The organism is Furfurilactobacillus milii (assembly GCF_021654115.1).
GTDB lineage: Bacteria > Bacillota > Bacilli > Lactobacillales > Lactobacillaceae > Furfurilactobacillus > Furfurilactobacillus milii.
This window is the reverse complement of the sequence record NZ_JAIWJF010000003.1, coordinates 105,579-123,106: the sequence shown is the minus strand read 5'-3', so window position 1 is coordinate 123,106 and position 17,528 is coordinate 105,579. Positions and strand designations below refer to the sequence as shown.

The following is a 17,528-nucleotide window of genomic DNA, read 5'->3' as shown; positions in this document are numbered from 1 at the left end:
ATTGACCTTAATCGTTACTGTTAAATTCTGGACACGCTTATGCAGGCTGTCCTTCTAACTTATCAATAAAGCTTTCAACTTCTTGACGAGTCTTCCGATCGGCGTTAGCGAAGCGACCGATTTCCTTACCATTTTCAAATGCAACAAAGCTTGGAATGCCCATTACGCCCAGCTCTTGAGCGAAGTCAATATTTGCATCGCGATCCACGTGAGCCCATTGATATTGATCGTACTTAGATTCAATTTGTGGCATCACTGGTTTAATAAAAGCACAGTCAGGGCACCAAGTGGCACTAAAGAATAACATCACTTTGCCGTCTTTTTTAATAATATCATCTAATTGTGCATTACTTAAATCTGTCATTGGTGTCATTAAAAAACCTCCTAGATCCCGACATAGTCGTTATTAAACAAGTCGAGATCTTCTTTAAAAGTTACTTACTATTTTATAGTGTTTCTCGAAAAAGTCAACAATTGTTTGTTCAGAAGCGAAGCTCAATACCATCAATTATTTTCCGTTCGGATGACTTAACGAGCTAGCACACCTGTATAATTATAGTATCAACCTATTTTAAATGGAGTCAATCAATCATCATGCAAAAAAAATCTGACCATCGCAAATGGTCGCTACGTACAACAATCATTTTAGTGGTTTTATTAACGGTCGCAACTTCTTTATCCATCGCTGCACTTCTCGTACTACATAACGTTGTCCAAACGCAGCAACGAAACATTAAGCAAAACATCCGCAGTACAGCCACAATTGTTGCCACAAGTTCGATTGTTAAAGACAATTTAACGACTAAACAGCCATCGGCACGTGGCGACATCCAGAGATACACCAGGCGAATTCAACAAGCCACTCATGTCGATTTCATTGTTGTTATGAACCGTCGCTTAATTCGTTACTCACATCCTGACACCCGCGTCATTGGTCATCGTTTTAGTTCTCCAAAAGATGCCACCAAGTCTCTAACTGGTCAAACACATTTTTCCCGTGAAACAGGCGTACTAGGAAATGGTTACCGAATTTTTACCCCCGTTTACGATGCTAAGCATCAGCAAATTGGTATTGTCTGTGTCGGTTTAACAGAAAAATCGATCAATAGTGAAACACGGTCCGCCGAGTTGCCCATTGTCATCGGATCTCTACTTGGTCTGATTATCGGTATCATCGCCGCCTGGTTGCTAGGAACCCATATTCGTCGCCGGTTACTGGGAATGGAACCCCAGGAAATCGCTACGCGGGTAACTGAATTATCCGTTATCAATGACAGTATGTCCGAGGGGCTTATCGCAATTGATCAACAACGGCGGCTGATCACAGCAAATGATGTCGCGAATGAACTATTTCCGACCCTGACAATTGGTGATCCACTTGACGACGAACTGTTTGAGGCTTTATTTGAGCAGACGTTTAAGGGTTCAAAAAGCACGATTAATGAATCTGTATTAGTTCAATCTAAAGAATTAATCGTGTCAACGAGTCCACTGATTTCTGCTGGCAAACGTCTAGGTAGCATGGCATTATTACGTGATCGTTCTGAATATCAACTACTGGCAGACCAGTTGGCTGGGACAACACAATATATTCAGGCACTGCGAGCACAAACACACGAATTTCTAAACAAACTTCAAGCTGTCTCCGGTCTAATCGAATTGCATCAATACGACGAAGTTCAACGATTCATTACCAACACGTCAGCAGATTACCAAGCTCAATTCGGTAACCTCAACAATCATATCCAATCACCAGCAGTAGCCGGATTTCTCATGGGAAAATTAAATCAATCTCATGAACAGCAAGTCGCCTTTACCATCACACCAGATAGTCTTCTTCCCAAACAAGTTGCCTCAGATGCATTAAGTGTGGACCTAATTAAAGTCCTGGGAAACCTCATCGATAATGCAATTGACGCTGTTAATAACGCTGACAATGTTAGATCAGAAATCACGTTGTCAATTAATTATGACGATGAAAGTAATATCTTGGTCATTGAGGTAACGGATAATGGCTGCGGAATTTCAAAAGAGGTTAAAGCTCACATGTTTGAGCAACACTATTCAACTAAGGGACGAGATCGCGGTTACGGTTTAGTACTCGTTAAACAGGTCGTTGACGCCCGTAATGGCTACCTATCAGTGACTAATAATCGCCCGCAAGGCACTACTTTTTACGTTGAATTACCCCTATCTAATCAAAAATCGGAGGGCGATGACTAATATGATGAACGTTTTAATTGTGGAAGACGATCCCATGGTCAGTGCGATTAATCAGCAATACCTAAAAAAAATTATTCCATCGACCCAGCTAAGTCTCACTAAGATCGACAATGGAATGGACGCATTATCGATTCTAAAACAACGGCCTATGGACCTCATGTTGCTGGACGTTTATATGCCGAAACTGTCCGGAAGTGAGGTTTTGACAGAATTAATGCGCCTTGAAATACATCCCCAAGTGATCATGCTAACGGCCGCAAATGATACAGAACACGTTAAGGCAGCTATCGACTATGGTGTCCTCGACTACTTAATTAAGCCCTTTACATTCGACCGCTTTAAACAGGCAGTGACCAAATTCTTACAAATGCATCAATCACTTAAAAATGCGGGTTCCTTGGCGCAAAAAGACTTAGACCAATTATTTACACCGACCGCCCCACAGTCCTCACAGTTGCAGCAAGCGCTACCCAAGGGATTGTCTCGATTGTCACTGGAACGCGTGACAACCGCGATTCAACCTTTACAGGCACCCTTTTCCGTTCAAGACGCCGCACAAGCAGCAAAACTTTCAAGAATTTCCACCAAAAAATATTTAGACTATTTAATCGAGACGCATCAGCTATCGTCCAGTATTAAATATTTAGCAGTAGGACGACCCTTAACAGTTTACGAATTTATCAATTGAACAACTTCTCCAAGAATATTTCTTACCACCTTTTGTCACAATTAGCGATGAAAAAACGGCCCACCAATTTGGTGTGACCGCTTTTTCGCATATGCTATTTTTAATCTAACTTCACGTCATTATCAGTATGACCATTAGCTAATACTTGTTCAAAGTTCTGATAGCTAACAGCAATCATATCCGTCAATGCCGGTTTGGTATATGAACCAATATGTGGTGTCATTAAAACACGAGGATAAAGTTCACGGAGACTTTCAACAATTTTGTTTGGTAACTCACCACTAAATTGATGACCAAAAATCAATTTTTCATCTGGCAAAACGTCAGTGGCAAAGCTACCAAGTGTGTTGGTTTGTAATGCTTGCAAAACAGCACCATGATCCACCAACTCACCACGCGCAGTATTAACCAAAACTGCGTCATTCTTCATTTTTTTCAAAAAGTCTTCATCAACCATATTTTCATTTTGGCCTGGGAAATAAGGTACATGAATCGAGACAATATCTGATTCCGCCAAAAGTTCATCGAGATCAACAAAGGTAACAAACTGACGTGCAAAATCCGAAGGGTAAGGATCATAGCCCAGTACTCTTGTACCCATACCTTTATATAAACTCGCTTCCGTCGCGCCAATTTTCCCAGTACCAATAATTCCTACCGTACTGCTGTGGACTTCACGGGAAAATAGTGCTGGGGCCACCGTAAAGTCACCATCTTTAGCACGGCTGGTTGCCAATGTCGTGTGACGCAAGGACATCATCCCCAGTGTCATCGCTAATTCAGCAACGGCATATGGGGAGTACGCTGGGACTCGTGCAACTTTCATGTTATGACTAGCTGCTGCCTTCAGGTCAATGTGATTAAAGCCAACCGTCCGAGTGAAGACATATTTAATGCCCCATTCATTAAACTTAGCCAAATTCGTGGCATCGGCCACACAGTTGGCACGCAATAATACGGCATCTGAACCCTTAGCAGTTTCGACATTCTCATGGGTCAACAAGTCGCCTATTAAGTTTAGTTCATACTGATTTTTATTTAAATCGTTGAAATACGACACTTCGTTTGAACGAACACCATATGCTGTAATTTTAAACATCATTATCCACCTCAACCTTAATCAAAGAACGTCATTATTTAAAAATCCCAACCTGATTCAGTACCTCTAGCAAGGCAATCCAGATAGGCGTCGCAACAACGGCACAAATCGTCGAAATCAGCGATGCATTTGACGCTAATACAGCATCCCGATCAAAACTAATCGCGTATGCCGAGGCTACAGAAGCCGTCGGCGTTGCCATCATGATAATAACGGTTGCCAAGGCAACGTAACTAACTGGCAAAATGTGAGTAATCGTTAGGATAAATAACAGCACTAAGTTCAATAAAGGAACCAAGATAACCTTGTTAAAACTGTAATACCATGAGGCCTTGTCAGAAGCAGCATCCTTCATGGAAATAGAACCCAATGTTGCACCAATTGAAAGCCAAGCCAATGGTGATGCCAAATTACCCAAGTACTGCAGTGGTTTGAACAACCAAAGTGCAGTTTGGTCAATCCGATAGAAAGCCACGTTGATGGTTGGTGCATTTGGTGCAATTACGCCATTTACAGCTTGCTTAACAGCAACCATTGGCATGAAGTCTTGAATCATCCATAAAATCAGGCCAGCAAATGTTGCAATAACGATAGGATTTAAAAACATTTTTTTGATATTGCTTGCTTCCATCTTCAATCCGGACATTTTGATGTAGGCATAGGAGTATAAGAAGATTCGGTAACCGATGTTAAAAATGGAACTATACATAATCCCCTTGGCCCCAAACACAGCACCAACAATTGGAATACCAAAGAATGTTGTTGAACCAAACGTCGTTAAAATAGCTAATGTTTCTTGCTTATCCTTAGGAAACTTCGTATACGAAAACGGCGTTACGAAAATTAGGATGATATAGATTAAAATACCCCAAATCAGAACATTCAGACCCTGTGTAAAAGTTTCATGACTGATTGGCTGCATGAATGAATTGAACGCTAAAGCTGGTAGCGCAACCGACAAAACAACTTTCGACAAAATTTTCCCAAATGTTTCACCAAAGGTGCCTCGTTTGCGTAAATAAAAGCCTAACAAAATGATAAAAACGGTCGATGTTATCGAACTAATAATCGATACGTTTGTGAACGTAGCCTCAAGGGCCTTCGCAATGCTCATGATAATTCCTCCAAATAATTGAAATAACTTAATTTAGCAATGGATTTAGTGTATTTGTTATTTGTGAAATAATGAACATTTTATAATTAATGAAACCTTTTGTAACTTATGTAAGCGTCTAAACCAATACTTTCGTTAACGATATGTGCTTAGTCTCAACAATGCTGAAATGTCTGTTAGACCACGCTTGAAGCTGCATACGCAATCATTTAACTTGTTGTTATACAACAAAACCCCGGCAAGCCGGGGTTTACTGAATTGTTTTATTTTAATGCTCATTTTTTGATCAGTTGAATAATTTTTGGTCCTACAACGTACGCAATAACAACACCCACGAGACCTTGGATTAGGTTTGTAGCTACGCCGATTAGGCCAATCGAAACACTGTACAAAAGACTATCAGCTAAAAAGTAGCCAATTGTCATAATAATTACAGCGAGTACCAAACTAATTATCTTTGATGCATTCTTACTTACTTTCGACAACATTAAACCTGCGACCAGACCCTCTAAGCCATGAACAATAAAGGAAAAAAACATATATTGCCCGTATCCTGACAACAAATCCAGTAGAAAACCACTAATTGCACCAACACTAGCGCCATCACGTGGCCCCAATAACATGGCTGCAATAAGGACACCGGCGTCGCACAGATTGATATTTCCGTGGGTCATGGGCACGGGGATAATAAATAATCGACTAATGACAACGGTTACGGCAATAAGCATGGCGCTCAAAGTCAGCCGTCGGAGCGTCTCGTGCTGTGTTGAAGAATTGTTCATAATGTCACACCTTTAACGAATATCCTTCAAATTATCTTCAGTAAACGTATACCGAGCTCGTTCCCCACCAATCAGTTTAGGCCGTGATGACAGACCTATAACACGCGCTTCACCCACGTCACGGTGTGCCAAGCGAACCGGAATCTGCACAAACTTCACGTGCATGCCAATTTCCGTACCACCAATATCAATGCCGCCGTCCGCAACGATATGCTCCACTTCTACTGGATCATCAAACTGCTGGTAAGCAGCTACTTGTGTACCACCGCCGGCATGAATAGCAGGTTTAACTGACACAATTTCAAAATCATGACGTTCAGCTACCGCACGTTCGAGGACTAGTGCCCGGTTAATGTGTTCACACCCTTGAACAGCTAGGTTCAGATGACGGGGTTTAAGAAATGATCGAACCGTTTCAACAACAGTCCTACCAACGTCTAAACTCGAATCTGTCCCTTTCCACTTGCCTAGAATTTCACTGGTACTACAGCCAACGACAAAAATGCTATTTTCTGGCAATGTAACTTTTTCAAAATATTCAGTTAAAAGTTCATTGAGGTCATTTTTAATAGTTTTTCTAGCCATCTATTAACTCCTCTTTTCATCTATACACTAAGATCCCCAAAATCAAAATTGATAATGGAGACCCACACTTCTAATTTGTTGTATTAGTAGGAACTTTGCATATGCAATATTATAAAATGTACAATGCAATTAAGAACATAATATTTTTGTCTAACCTGCAATCAAAGCGTATACACCATAGATTGCAACAAGGACAATGATAATTGCAAATACTAGTTCTTTCTTAGTAAAGGTAACCTTATTGTGTTGTTTACGAGCAACAATATAAATCGGAATACCTAACGCATACACAATAAATGCAATAGCAATATATCTTGGACCGGCTGCAATTGCCATCACCAATGTGTATGCAAAGGCCAAACCGGCAATAATTAAGGCCTTCTTCGGACTGTGTTTGGAACCCTCAGCGAATTCACCTTTTTTACGACTTATCTTCATGAGATACATTTCCGAAATTAAATATGGCGGAACTGTCATTGTTCCCACAACCGTCAACAACATTTGGTAAGCATTCAAGTCAAAGTGTGCAATGACAATAATTACCTGGATTACCAATGTTGCCACAATAACGGAGAAACTTGGGACATTATTTTTCGAAACTTTTGCAAAGGCTTTCGGGAAAGATCCGTCTTCGGCAGCAGCGTGCTGTGGTAATTCTGCCAACATTTGAATCCATGAAATCCAGCTTGCGAAAACCGCAAACAATAGTGCAACTGTAATGACATCCCGACCAATAGTACTGTGCCATAAATTAGTCAAAATATATGCAGTTGAAGGAGATGTCAATTTAGCCAAGTGACCATATGAATAGACACCCAAGGACAACATCCCTACAAGGGTATACATAACCATACACATGATAAAACCGGTAATTGTTGCCTTAGGCACTTGTTTAACATCCCGTGCCTTACCGGACATAACAACAGCACCTTCGACGCCACCAAATAGCCATAATGTAACCATCATCGTTGACATTAGTTGATGCCAGATGCTTCCCATTGGCTTATCGCCCCTAGAAGCAATTGCTTGTGTTGCATTAGCATTCGTCGTAAACGTATGCAAATTGAAATGTGCAGCAACAGTTACAACAAAAACAACAACAACGGCTAACATAATTGCAGTAGCATACTTTTGAACCGTGCTTGACACTTCAACACCACGTAAAACCAATGCAGTTAATCCCCAGGTAAGAATTGTTGCCCCAATAACTGAAGGCCAGTTGTTACCACCAGTGAAAAGTCCTGGGAAGAAATAATCTAGTGTGCTCATTGTTAAAACAGCATATGCCGCATTAGCAGCACATTCACAAACAAAGTAACCCCATGCAGTAAAGAAACCAGTGAACGCTCCAAAACCTTGTTCACCATACTTATACAAGCCTGCGGTCAAATCAGGTTTAACATCACTCAAAATAACAAAGGTCTCGGCGATGAACCAGATACCAATTCCAGTCGTTATCCATGCTAGAAGCTGCCCATTAACACCGGCAACTTGTGACATGTTTTTAGGTAAATCGAAAACCCCAGATCCGACCATTGCACTAACTGTAAGTGCAACTAGGCCAACAAAACCCAGCTTACCCGCTTGGGCTTTTTTATTGCTCTCGTCCATAGTCTAAATTCTCCTTAAAGCCGATTGGCCAATTAAGTAAAAAAATCAGATTGTGGACAGCAATTAAAAACGTTTTCTCATTTGGCAAACTACCATGCACTTTTTTAAAAGTCAACAGACCATCTATTCAATAAAACGATGATTGGCTACTAAGTGATGTCTATAAATCGCCCTTCTTAATATAGTTTTAACGAAGTTTCTGAACTCCCTTTTTCAAATTCAAATTTTTTAATTACGCAGAGTCAGAGGCTGTAATCATATTTTTTGCGTTGAAAGTTTATTAAGCATACTTTTTTCTTAAAATGATTTATCAATGCAATAAGTAATTAATTATATTTAGTCTGAATAAATAGAGCTTCGAGAAAACGCTTTCATGATTTTACACAAAATATGCAAAATCAAAAACAAAATTGAGTGCAACCTACAGCCCTCCTCAATAGCGACGCCACGCCGTTAGCGCATTTTATTGGTAAATAACCATACACTTACGTAGAAATAAATGCGGCAAGTAAAGGTAAAAAAGCACGCATGTACGCATGATACATTAATCACGTGAACAGCATTAAAGCGTTTTCTCAAAAATTGTTTTACGTGTTGTTTATAAGCTAGCTTTGGTTAATTCGACTTAAATAAGTCACGTAAATGGCTTCATTTACGTTCTTTGTTCAACTCACGACATGTCGTTAAAAATCGAGTATGCGATTACTTTTGCAGGTGGTATGTCACTTAATTTTTATCTTTTAAAGATTTCTTCAGTAGTTCCCTAGCATCAGTCTTCAAAACCGTCTGATGACTAAATGGCAAATCCGCCGATTGTAAACTTTGGAGTAAGTGAACAATATGACAAATTACGATCAAAATCTCTTGAATTTAATGCTTGCAGAAACTTCCTATCGCTCAGCGGATTATTACGCAAACGCATTGGGTGTTTCCAAAAAAACAATCTACAACCATAGCAAGGGTGTAGAAACATATTTAAATAATCATGGCTTGTTCCTGGAAAGAATGCCAAGAAAAGGCTATTTAATCACTGGATCAAGTGAAAAGAAGCAGCACCTCCGCCTAATCTTAGGTAGAAAAGTTGCTACTCAACTTGATACAAAATTTACACCTCAATATCGACGATTGTATCTTTTCGCACAGCTATTGTTTTCTGATCGTAATAGCTATCGGGTATATGCCGAGTCCTTTTTCGTCTCTGTACAATCGATAAAAAAAGACTTTGATGAAATCAACGCTTTTTTACGAGACAAAAAGATTAGCCTGCCCGATCAAACAAGCCTAGTTCACTCCTTTGAGGTTGAAATTAAGATTGAGCAAGCATTTAAAGAATATTTAGATATGTACCTTGCTCATTCTGATTTAAAGCAATCTCAACTATTTGCCATCTTTGGTACCGCAATTTTTGAAATTTCCACAAATTTTGTAGACGACAATTCGGCTCAAGATGCACACGTACAAGATGAGTACCTTCCAGACTCCTTACGTGAATTATTATTGATTTTTTTAAAACGAGTTAAGCACGGTCTCCATCTGACTGGGACTAAAAATCAAATTATTGTATTCGAATTTCAAAAGGATACCGACCTATCTCGTGTTGTTTCAAATTTGGCAGAAACATGCAAATCACATGCGGGCGTAACTTTTACTAACGAGAATCTTCGTTTCTTAAACCTTTTACTTTTGGGTCACGGCATTAGCAGCAATCCAAACAACTTTTCATCCAAATACGATTTCACTATAGCGGCCAAACACTTAATTGAACGTGTCGGACAAGAACTTGAAACGGATTTTAATACTGATAGTGAACTTTTAAAAGTCACTATTTATCATTTAATTCCTATGGTTGCCCGTTTGAACTTAGGATTGCATATTACAGACTCACTTAAGTCTGAAATTTTTGCACATCACCGCGTTATTGCTCAAACCGTTAAGCGTAGTGCTGACGAGTTGGAAACTCACTACCACATTAACTTGTATGACGATGAAGTCTCTCTCTTGTCTTTGCATTTTCTCGTTGCTGCTGAACGACATAGACGTTCAAACCATGTTCTTGTCGTTTGTCACGCAGGGGCAGAAATTTCTCAATTCGTTTTACTTTCCTTGCAAAACAACCTGCCCTCAAACAACGAAATGACACTCATTGCGCCCAGCGAATTATCCAAAACAGACCTGACAAAATTTGATTTGGTAGTCTCAACCACAACTATTGTTGATCGTACGATTCCTGTGATGTACGTTTCAGTTCTTCCGCGCGAGGAAGAGATTTCAACAATTTACTGGAAACTTGTTGATGTATATCGTAAAAGATTCAAAACAATGCGCAATTTGTAATTTTTCAAAATTAGTACATGCCAGTTTCAATCGAATATTTAACTTTAAATCTAAGAAAGCTTTCCAATACTTCATCTATCGAAAGGAAGCAGGAAAAATGTCAAAATTGAACGTCGCGATGGCTCCCGAAATTGAGGACTATGTACAATCTGATCGGGAGGTCGTTGATGTCACATCCGTTACAGACTGGACCAACGTTGGTGCAGTTGTATTGACGGATGATGAACTAGAAATCGCCGACACAGTCAAAAAAACGACTTTTGGAATACCCGTTTTTTTAGCCACACACGATACTAATGCACTTGATAATAATCAGCATCTCGATGCCGTTGATCACCTAATTGATCTAAACAATGATTTTAACAAACAAATTTATTCTCGGGAAGTTGAGCACGCTGCTAGTGAATATGAAGAGAATTTAATGCCACCATTCTTTGCAGAATTAAACAAAGTTGTTAACCGTGGATCGTGGCAGTTTGAATGTGCTGGTCATCAAGGAGGCGCATTCTATCTTAAGTCCCCCGTTGGCCGTAAATTCTACGACTTTTATGGTGAACGATTCTTCCGAGCAGATGTTTCAATCTCGGAAGATGGACTTGGTGATGTTCTAACTCATGATGGCGCGGCCTTAAAAGCAGAAAAGCACGCCGCAAAAGTATTCAATGCGGACAAAGCATACTTTGTACTAAATGGATCAACAACGTCAAATAACATTGCTATCACCGCAGCTGTTACAAAGGGTGATTTAGTACTCTTTGATCGCAATAACCATAAATCGGCTTATAATAATGCACTCGTAATGAACGGCGGTATTCCGATTTATCTGGAAACAAGTCATAATTCGTATGGATTAATCGGTGGCATCAAGGACTCTGGGTACGATGAAAAGACACTTCGCGATGAAATTCGTAAGGTAGCACCCGAAAAGGCTGATCAAAAGCGACCATTCCGGTTAGCAATCATTGAACACGACACATACGACGGTACTATGGCAAACGCACAACAAATTGTCGATAAAATAGGTCATCTTTGTGACTATATTCTTTTCGATTCTGCTTGGGCGGGCTATGAACAGTTTATTCCAATGATGAAAGAGACTTCTCCCCTGTTAGTTAACCTTGGCCCCGAAGATCCCGGTTTACTCGTTGTTCAATCAATCCACAAACAGCAGGCTGGTATTTCTCAAGCGTCACAAATTCTTAAAAAAGACAGCCATATCAAGGGTCAACGTCGCTATATAAGTCACAAACAGTTCAACAACTCTTTCATGAAGTATTCCTCAACATCCCCATTCTATGGTATTTTTGCTTCAATCGATGTTTCAGCAAGAATGCAAGAAGGCGAAACTGGTAAAAAGATGTGGAACGACACCATGTTAACGGTTGTTCGAGCACGTAAACGCTTATTACGCGAAGCAACAATGATTCGTCCGTTCGTTCCACCTATGGTCCATGGAAAGCCTTGGGAAGACGCAGATGATCAGGAAATCGTCAACGACAAAGCCTACTGGGCTTTTGATCCCGACGAAAACTGGCACGGCTTTGATGGTTATAGCAAAGGACAATATTTCATTGATCCAAATAAGCTCATGCTCGTCACTGCTGGTCTTGATATTCCAAATGACAAATATGAAGACTTTGGTGTTCCCGGTTCAATCGTGACTCACTACTTACACGAACACGGTATTATTAATGAAAAGAATGATTTAAATTCGGTGCTGTTCTTAATTACACCTGCCGAAGATGATGCAAAGATGAACAACTTAGTTGACCAAATCCTTAAGCTGGAAAAATACATCAACGAAGATGCGCCACTTAAGGAAGTATTGCCTCACCTGTACCAACAGTATGAAGATCGATACAAAAATTACACAATCCGTCAACTTTGCCAAGAAATTCATGATTTCTACAAATCACACAATGCAAAGAAATATCAAAAGGACATCTTCACCAAGAAACATCTGCCAGAAAGAGCGATGACTTTGGAAGAAGCTGATACAGAATATCGGCGTAACAATGTTAAGCTCGTCAAATTAGATGACATTCTAGGAAAAATAGCCGTGGAAGGAATCATACCTTATCCACCTGGTATTTTTGCCATCGCCCCTGGCGAACGTTGGACTCAAACGATTTTGAACTACTTTAAAGTGCTTGAAGAATCTACGAATAAGTTCCCTGGATTCAGTACTGAGGTTCAAGGAATGTACTATAAGGAAGAAAACGGTCAGGAAGTTGCCTACGGATATGTTTACGATCCCGATGCAGCTAAAGATTAGTTCACTAATTTCTCTCAATATTTTCAAAGAAGACATCGTACTGATGTCTTCTTTTTTGTTTCATATAAAAACGACACTGCTGAATTTTTAGCCCCCAGCAATGTCGTCTTTTGTATTGTTTATTTAAGATCAACGTTAATCATTTATCTATTTTAAATATGTTATTGGGTCTGTTAATAAGTCATCAATATCAACCACTTGTTTCACGTTTGAATCAGCCTTTACCAATTCTATTTTTCTATCTGTAACTTCACGTTGTCCAACAACAGCATAATAACGGGCATTCTTCCGAATTGCTTCCTTAATTTGTGAACCAACCTTAATGCCTTGATAATCTTTATCGGCCGCTAAACCTTTCTGCCTCATAGCGTTCAGTAACTTAAACGCGAGATTGTCGCCATCCTCATCCGCCGATGCAAAGAAAATATCAGCTTGTGGTTGGGGAGCAAAGTTGGGATTCTCAGCTTTCAGCAACAGTAGCAAACGTTCTACTCCCATTCCGAAGCCAATTCCGCCCTCTTTAGGACCACCTAATTGCGAAATCAGCCCATCATAACGACCACCACCACAAACTGTGACAAAACCACCACCAAATACCTTGGCATCTGACATAATTTCAAAGATGGTCTGTGTGTAATAGTCCAAGCCTCGCACCATATCCGAGTCAATCTCATAATCAATGTTTAGTTCATCCAGAAGACTCTTGACCTGCTCAAAATAATTTCTTGAATAGTCACTCAAAGAATCTAAGATTGACGGTGCATTTGCAACAATCTTTTGATCAGCCTCGTCCTTGCTGTCCAAGACCCTCAACGGATTTTTGTACAGACGCGTCTTTGAATCATCACTTAGTTGATCATAAAATGGCTTCAAGTAATTAATCAACGACGCACGATAATTGTCACGAGTTTCCTGATCGCCCAGAGAATTGATTACCAGTTTTAAGTCACTTACCCCAAGTTTCTTAAAGAACTGCAATGCCATGGCAATAACCTCAACATCAATTTGCGGAGATTCGCTATTTAAAGCTTCACACCCAATCTGGTTAAACTGCCGTTGACGCCCTGATTGAGGTCGTTCATATCTAAACATTGGCCCCATGTAATACACTTTGTATGGTTTAGGATATTCAGGACCAAACAACTTATTCTGCACATATGCACGAACTGTACCAGCAGTGCCTTCTGGTCGTAATGCAATTCTTCGACCACCTTTGTCCTCAAAATCATACATTTGTTTCTCAACAATATCTGAAGTATCGCCAACGTTTCGAGCAAAAACATTGTAGTCTTCAAACATCGGGGTTCGAATGCCCCGATATCCATACTTCGGAAAGAGATCCCTGACAACACCTTCAAGTTTCTGCCAAGTTTCAATTTCACCTGGTAAAATATCTGCTGTACCTTTTGGTCTTTGATAATCATATTCAGTCATATAAATGTCCCCTTTTCTGTATAAAAAGAAATACGCCCTCCAAAGTTACATAATGTAACTTTGGAGGGCGTCAAAACGCTGTTCCACCTCAAATTCATAACAGTCTCACAACTGTTACCTCAGTGAGTCTCAGATCGCGAGCTCCAAGACTCAAGATTGTTAACGCAATCACGCGAAACTTGCTACTCGAATGCTAATTGTCTTCGCAAATTTGGTTCGTAGATGTGTTTCACCTCAAACGCCAACTTTCACCGCCGTTGGATCTCTAATACTTACAATGAAGCTTTTGCTCTACTCATAACCTCTGACATCATCGTATAACTATTTTTTGTAAAGTCAATACTTACGCCTTCTCATTTTTAAGGAATCATTATCGCCGTAACAAGCCACCAATTTTATCATTCAGAAAAAAGGCAACAATCGCCCCAACCATGCCTTGAATTAAATTGGCAGGAATTCCAATTAGTCCCATTGAAATTCCATACAATAAACTGTCCGACCCAAAATACCCACTAACCATAATCAGCGTTCCAATACATAGAACTAATACTTGACCTGCTTTTCCTAAAAGCTTAGCGGCCAGCAGGCCAACAACGAGTCCTTCTATTCCATGAATTGCCAAAGAAAAAAACATATATTGGGCGTAACCGGACAGCAAATCTAATATAAAACCCGTTAGTGCACCTACCGTGGCCCCTTCTCGAGGTCCAAGACTCAACGCTGTTAAAAATATTCCAGCATCACATAGATTTACGTTTCCGCGCGTTAGCGGGATGGGAATGAGAAAGATTCTACTAATAACCACAGTGACTGCCACCAACATCATGGTCAATGTCAAACGTCGTAGCTTTTGGTGCGACATAAACGAATCGTTCATTATACAATCACCGAATATCCTTCAAATTATCTTCAGTAAACGTGTACCGAGCCCGTTCCCCACCGATCAGTTTAGGCCGTGATGACAGGCCTACAACACGCGCTTCACCCACGTCACGGTGTGCCAAGCGAACCGGAATCTGCACAAACTTCACGTGCATCCCGATTTCCGTGCCACCAATATCTATGCCGCCATCTGCAACGATATGTTCCACTTCTACTGGATCGTCAAACTGCTGGTAGGCTGCCACTTGTGTGCCACCGCCAGCATGAATGGCCGGCTTGACTGAAACTATCTCGAATCCATGACGTTCAGCTACCGTGCGTTCAAGAACTAGTGCCCGGTTGATGTGTTCACATCCTTGAACAGCTAGGTTCAGATGACGGGGCTTAAGAAATGATTGAACCGTTTCTACGACAATTTTACCAACGTCTAAACTCGAATCTGTCCCCTTCCACTTACCCAAAATTTCACTAGTACTACAGCCAACGACAAAAATGCTATTTTCTGGCAATACAACTTTTTCAAAATATTCAGTCAAAAGCTCATTGAGGTCATTTTTAATAGTTTCTCTAGTCATCTTTTAACTCCTTGTTTGGCATGGCATCTTAAGTATTATCTACAGCTTGGGTTCAATATGTCCCTTTGCTGTGTAGTTTTCAACAACAATTCTAAAGACACTGACAAAATCCAAAGTTTGTCTATCAATTTGTGACCATTCATGACCGGTTTCATGAACTAGCAGCGTTTGTAAGGCCATCATTTTTTCGTCACGCGTTACTAATTGAACAGCCTGTCCATGCCCAATAATACTTCTATACCAGTAAGAATTATCACTAGCTTCTGAACTTGTGCTTGGCATCAGAGCGCCGCCATCATCTATTTCAAAGGCAACCTTGTCGTTGACTTTTAATAAATCAAACTTTTTCCCCTGCGGTGCACCGTGAAAGAACACGCTAAGTTTGCCATCTTCATTCAGCTTGTAACCATAATTTGTGGGTACCACGTATGGAAAATCACCATCGTTTAGTGCCAAGTGTAAAACGTGACTGTCTTTTAAAATTGAATCTATTAACCCTTGATCCACAATTTGTCGATCTTGTAACCGCATAGTGTCCTCCTTATTTCCTTTTAAAATTCAAAAGCAAAATCTCTGAAACCAGTAATAACAATATTGCCATCAAAAACAGCATTTGGTAGCCACTATTAACAATGACCACACCGCCTATACCTGGACCAACTGCTTTTCCAGTCGATGAAAATACATTCACTAGTCCCTGATTGCGTCCCTTAACTTTCACTGGCGAATTTTGGTCTACAACAACTGGCGCAGCTGGCACAAAAAGTGCTTCACCAATCGTTAAAAATACGGCCGCCACTAATAGACATATTTTATTGGTACTAGCAATTAAACAACCAAACGAAAGCACCAAGAAGAAAATACCAAATCTGGACTGCACAATTGATGTTTTAAAAAAGTGCGCGAATCGAAGTAAAAACACTTGAATAAGCGTGATTCCGATGCCATTAATCACCCAAACGTGACTATAAAACCCGGCAGAATAGCCCAAACTTGTAAAATAGACGGAAAAGTTGGTCATCCACTGCACATACACGACCCAAAATAAAAATAAGGTGATAAAAATACGGATGATTAAATCTCTTTTGAGGACCGTTCCGACTTGACTGTTAGGCTCCTGAACACTTACCCGACTGACATTTTCTACGACATTGTGTTGACCTGTACCTAGTCCAATTAGCGTCACAATTAATGCAATCACCGTTACAGTTGCCATCAACGTTTTAACTTCATTATGCCGATACAGTAATCCTAATGATCCAGATCCGGCTACTAGCCCCAAATTGACGGCCAAATAAAGCAAATTAAAGTTCTTTCTCGAATCATTTTCCAGATTAGGCACTTGTAAATCACTAACTAAAGCATATTGAACCGTTAAACACCATCCTGTAATAAACCCAAATGGCACCAAAAATAATATAAAGGCAATTAGCCTATCACCAAACATTCCAATAAAAGATACAGTCAGCAATAAATAAAAACCACTCATCAAAATCCTTTGATGCGACATCCGATCAAATAAGTATCCTGAAATTACGCTGCCGGCTGCATTAGCCAAGGAGTAGCACATTAGCACGACACCTATTAATGGCAAGGATAAACCAAAGGCATCATGCATGTATAAGGTGCTGACCGGCCAGATCATGCTATAAATAGCGTTCACTAAGAATGCCATTATCATAATACGATTGATCTGTAACTTGGTCGCCAATTTATCCACTCCTCAACTATCTTCAAAATCTATCGCTACACGTCCATATTACCAAAATCAATTGCGGAACTTTAAGCACGAATTACACAAGCGGTTGTGATAAAAGTTTATTTGGGACGAATAACGTGAGCAATAGCGCGCTCCAAAGTCCTGAGAATTCCGCTTAACCCAAAACTGACCCATTCCCCAAGTTCGAGAATAGGTCAGTTCGACGT

General features: G+C 40.2%; 15 protein-coding genes. 4 read left to right on the top strand and 11 right to left on the bottom strand.

Features of this window, described 5'->3' with window-relative positions:
• Nucleotides 1-37: 37 nt before the first annotated feature.
• Nucleotides 38-373, bottom strand: a complete 336-nt coding sequence (locus LDK34_RS05025; protein WP_236941537.1) for a thioredoxin family protein — start codon at nucleotides 371-373, stop codon at nucleotides 38-40.
• 221 nt (nucleotides 374-594) lie between these two features.
• On the opposite strand from LDK34_RS05025, the gene LDK34_RS05020 reads away from it, so the two are divergent.
• On the top strand, nucleotides 595-2,223 hold the full coding sequence (locus LDK34_RS05020) for an ATP-binding protein (protein ID WP_178942376.1): 1,629 nt from the start codon (nucleotides 595-597) through the stop codon (nucleotides 2,221-2,223).
• A gap of 1 nt (nucleotide 2,224) precedes the next feature.
• Nucleotides 2,225-2,911: a response regulator gene (locus LDK34_RS05015; protein WP_178942375.1), complete on the top strand. Its 687-nt coding sequence runs from the start codon at nucleotides 2,225-2,227 to the stop codon at nucleotides 2,909-2,911.
• A 100-nt stretch (nucleotides 2,912-3,011) separates the two neighbouring features.
• Here the strand turns inward: LDK34_RS05015 and LDK34_RS05010 are convergent, their stop codons facing one another.
• From LDK34_RS05010 to hdcC, 5 genes are all read right to left on the bottom strand, one after another.
• A complete protein-coding gene (locus LDK34_RS05010; RefSeq protein ID WP_178943458.1) occupies nucleotides 3,012-4,010 on the bottom strand; it encodes an NAD(P)-dependent oxidoreductase in 999 nt (332 codons plus the stop codon).
• 34 nt (nucleotides 4,011-4,044) lie between these two features.
• A complete protein-coding gene (locus LDK34_RS05005) occupies nucleotides 4,045-5,124 on the bottom strand; it encodes an AEC family transporter (RefSeq protein ID WP_017262070.1) in 1,080 nt (359 codons plus the stop codon).
• Between the two features lie 275 nt (nucleotides 5,125-5,399).
• Nucleotides 5,400-5,906 carry an ECF transporter S component gene (locus LDK34_RS05000; RefSeq protein ID WP_178942374.1) on the bottom strand — a complete coding sequence of 169 codons (507 nt, stop codon included), beginning with the start codon at nucleotides 5,904-5,906 and terminating at the stop codon, nucleotides 5,400-5,402.
• A gap of 12 nt (nucleotides 5,907-5,918) precedes the next feature.
• Nucleotides 5,919-6,491, bottom strand: a complete 573-nt coding sequence (locus LDK34_RS04995; RefSeq protein WP_178942373.1) for a TIGR01440 family protein — start codon at nucleotides 6,489-6,491, stop codon at nucleotides 5,919-5,921.
• A gap of 150 nt (nucleotides 6,492-6,641) precedes the next feature.
• Nucleotides 6,642-8,102 carry a histidine-histamine antiporter gene (gene hdcC / locus LDK34_RS04990; protein ID WP_017262073.1) on the bottom strand — a complete coding sequence of 487 codons (1,461 nt, stop codon included), beginning with the start codon at nucleotides 8,100-8,102 and terminating at the stop codon, nucleotides 6,642-6,644.
• Nucleotides 8,103-8,942: 840 nt separating this feature from the next.
• On the opposite strand from hdcC, the gene LDK34_RS04985 reads away from it, so the two are divergent.
• A complete protein-coding gene (locus LDK34_RS04985) occupies nucleotides 8,943-10,436 on the top strand; it encodes a BglG family transcription antiterminator (RefSeq protein ID WP_236941536.1) in 1,494 nt (497 codons plus the stop codon).
• 97 nt (nucleotides 10,437-10,533) lie between these two features.
• Nucleotides 10,534-12,711 carry an ornithine decarboxylase gene (gene speC, locus LDK34_RS04980; protein ID WP_178942371.1) on the top strand — a complete coding sequence of 726 codons (2,178 nt, stop codon included), beginning with the start codon at nucleotides 10,534-10,536 and terminating at the stop codon, nucleotides 12,709-12,711.
• 147 nt (nucleotides 12,712-12,858) lie between these two features.
• Here the strand turns inward: speC and hisS are convergent, their stop codons facing one another.
• From hisS to LDK34_RS04955, 5 genes are all read right to left on the bottom strand, one after another.
• Complete coding sequence (gene hisS / locus LDK34_RS04975) at nucleotides 12,859-14,145, bottom strand: histidine--tRNA ligase (protein WP_178942370.1); 1,287 nt, start codon at nucleotides 14,143-14,145, stop codon at nucleotides 12,859-12,861.
• Nucleotides 14,146-14,515: 370 nt separating this feature from the next.
• Entirely contained in the window at nucleotides 14,516-15,022 is a 507-nt protein-coding gene (locus LDK34_RS04970; protein ID WP_178942369.1) for an ECF transporter S component, read from the bottom strand.
• Nucleotides 15,023-15,029: 7 nt separating this feature from the next.
• A complete protein-coding gene (locus LDK34_RS04965; protein WP_178942368.1) occupies nucleotides 15,030-15,602 on the bottom strand; it encodes a TIGR01440 family protein in 573 nt (190 codons plus the stop codon).
• Nucleotides 15,603-15,641: 39 nt separating this feature from the next.
• Entirely contained in the window at nucleotides 15,642-16,133 is a 492-nt protein-coding gene (locus LDK34_RS04960) for a pyridoxamine 5'-phosphate oxidase family protein (RefSeq protein ID WP_178942367.1), read from the bottom strand.
• Nucleotides 16,134-16,143: 10 nt separating this feature from the next.
• A complete protein-coding gene (locus LDK34_RS04955; protein WP_236941535.1) occupies nucleotides 16,144-17,313 on the bottom strand; it encodes an MFS transporter in 1,170 nt (389 codons plus the stop codon).
• Nucleotides 17,314-17,528 lie beyond the last annotated feature (215 nt).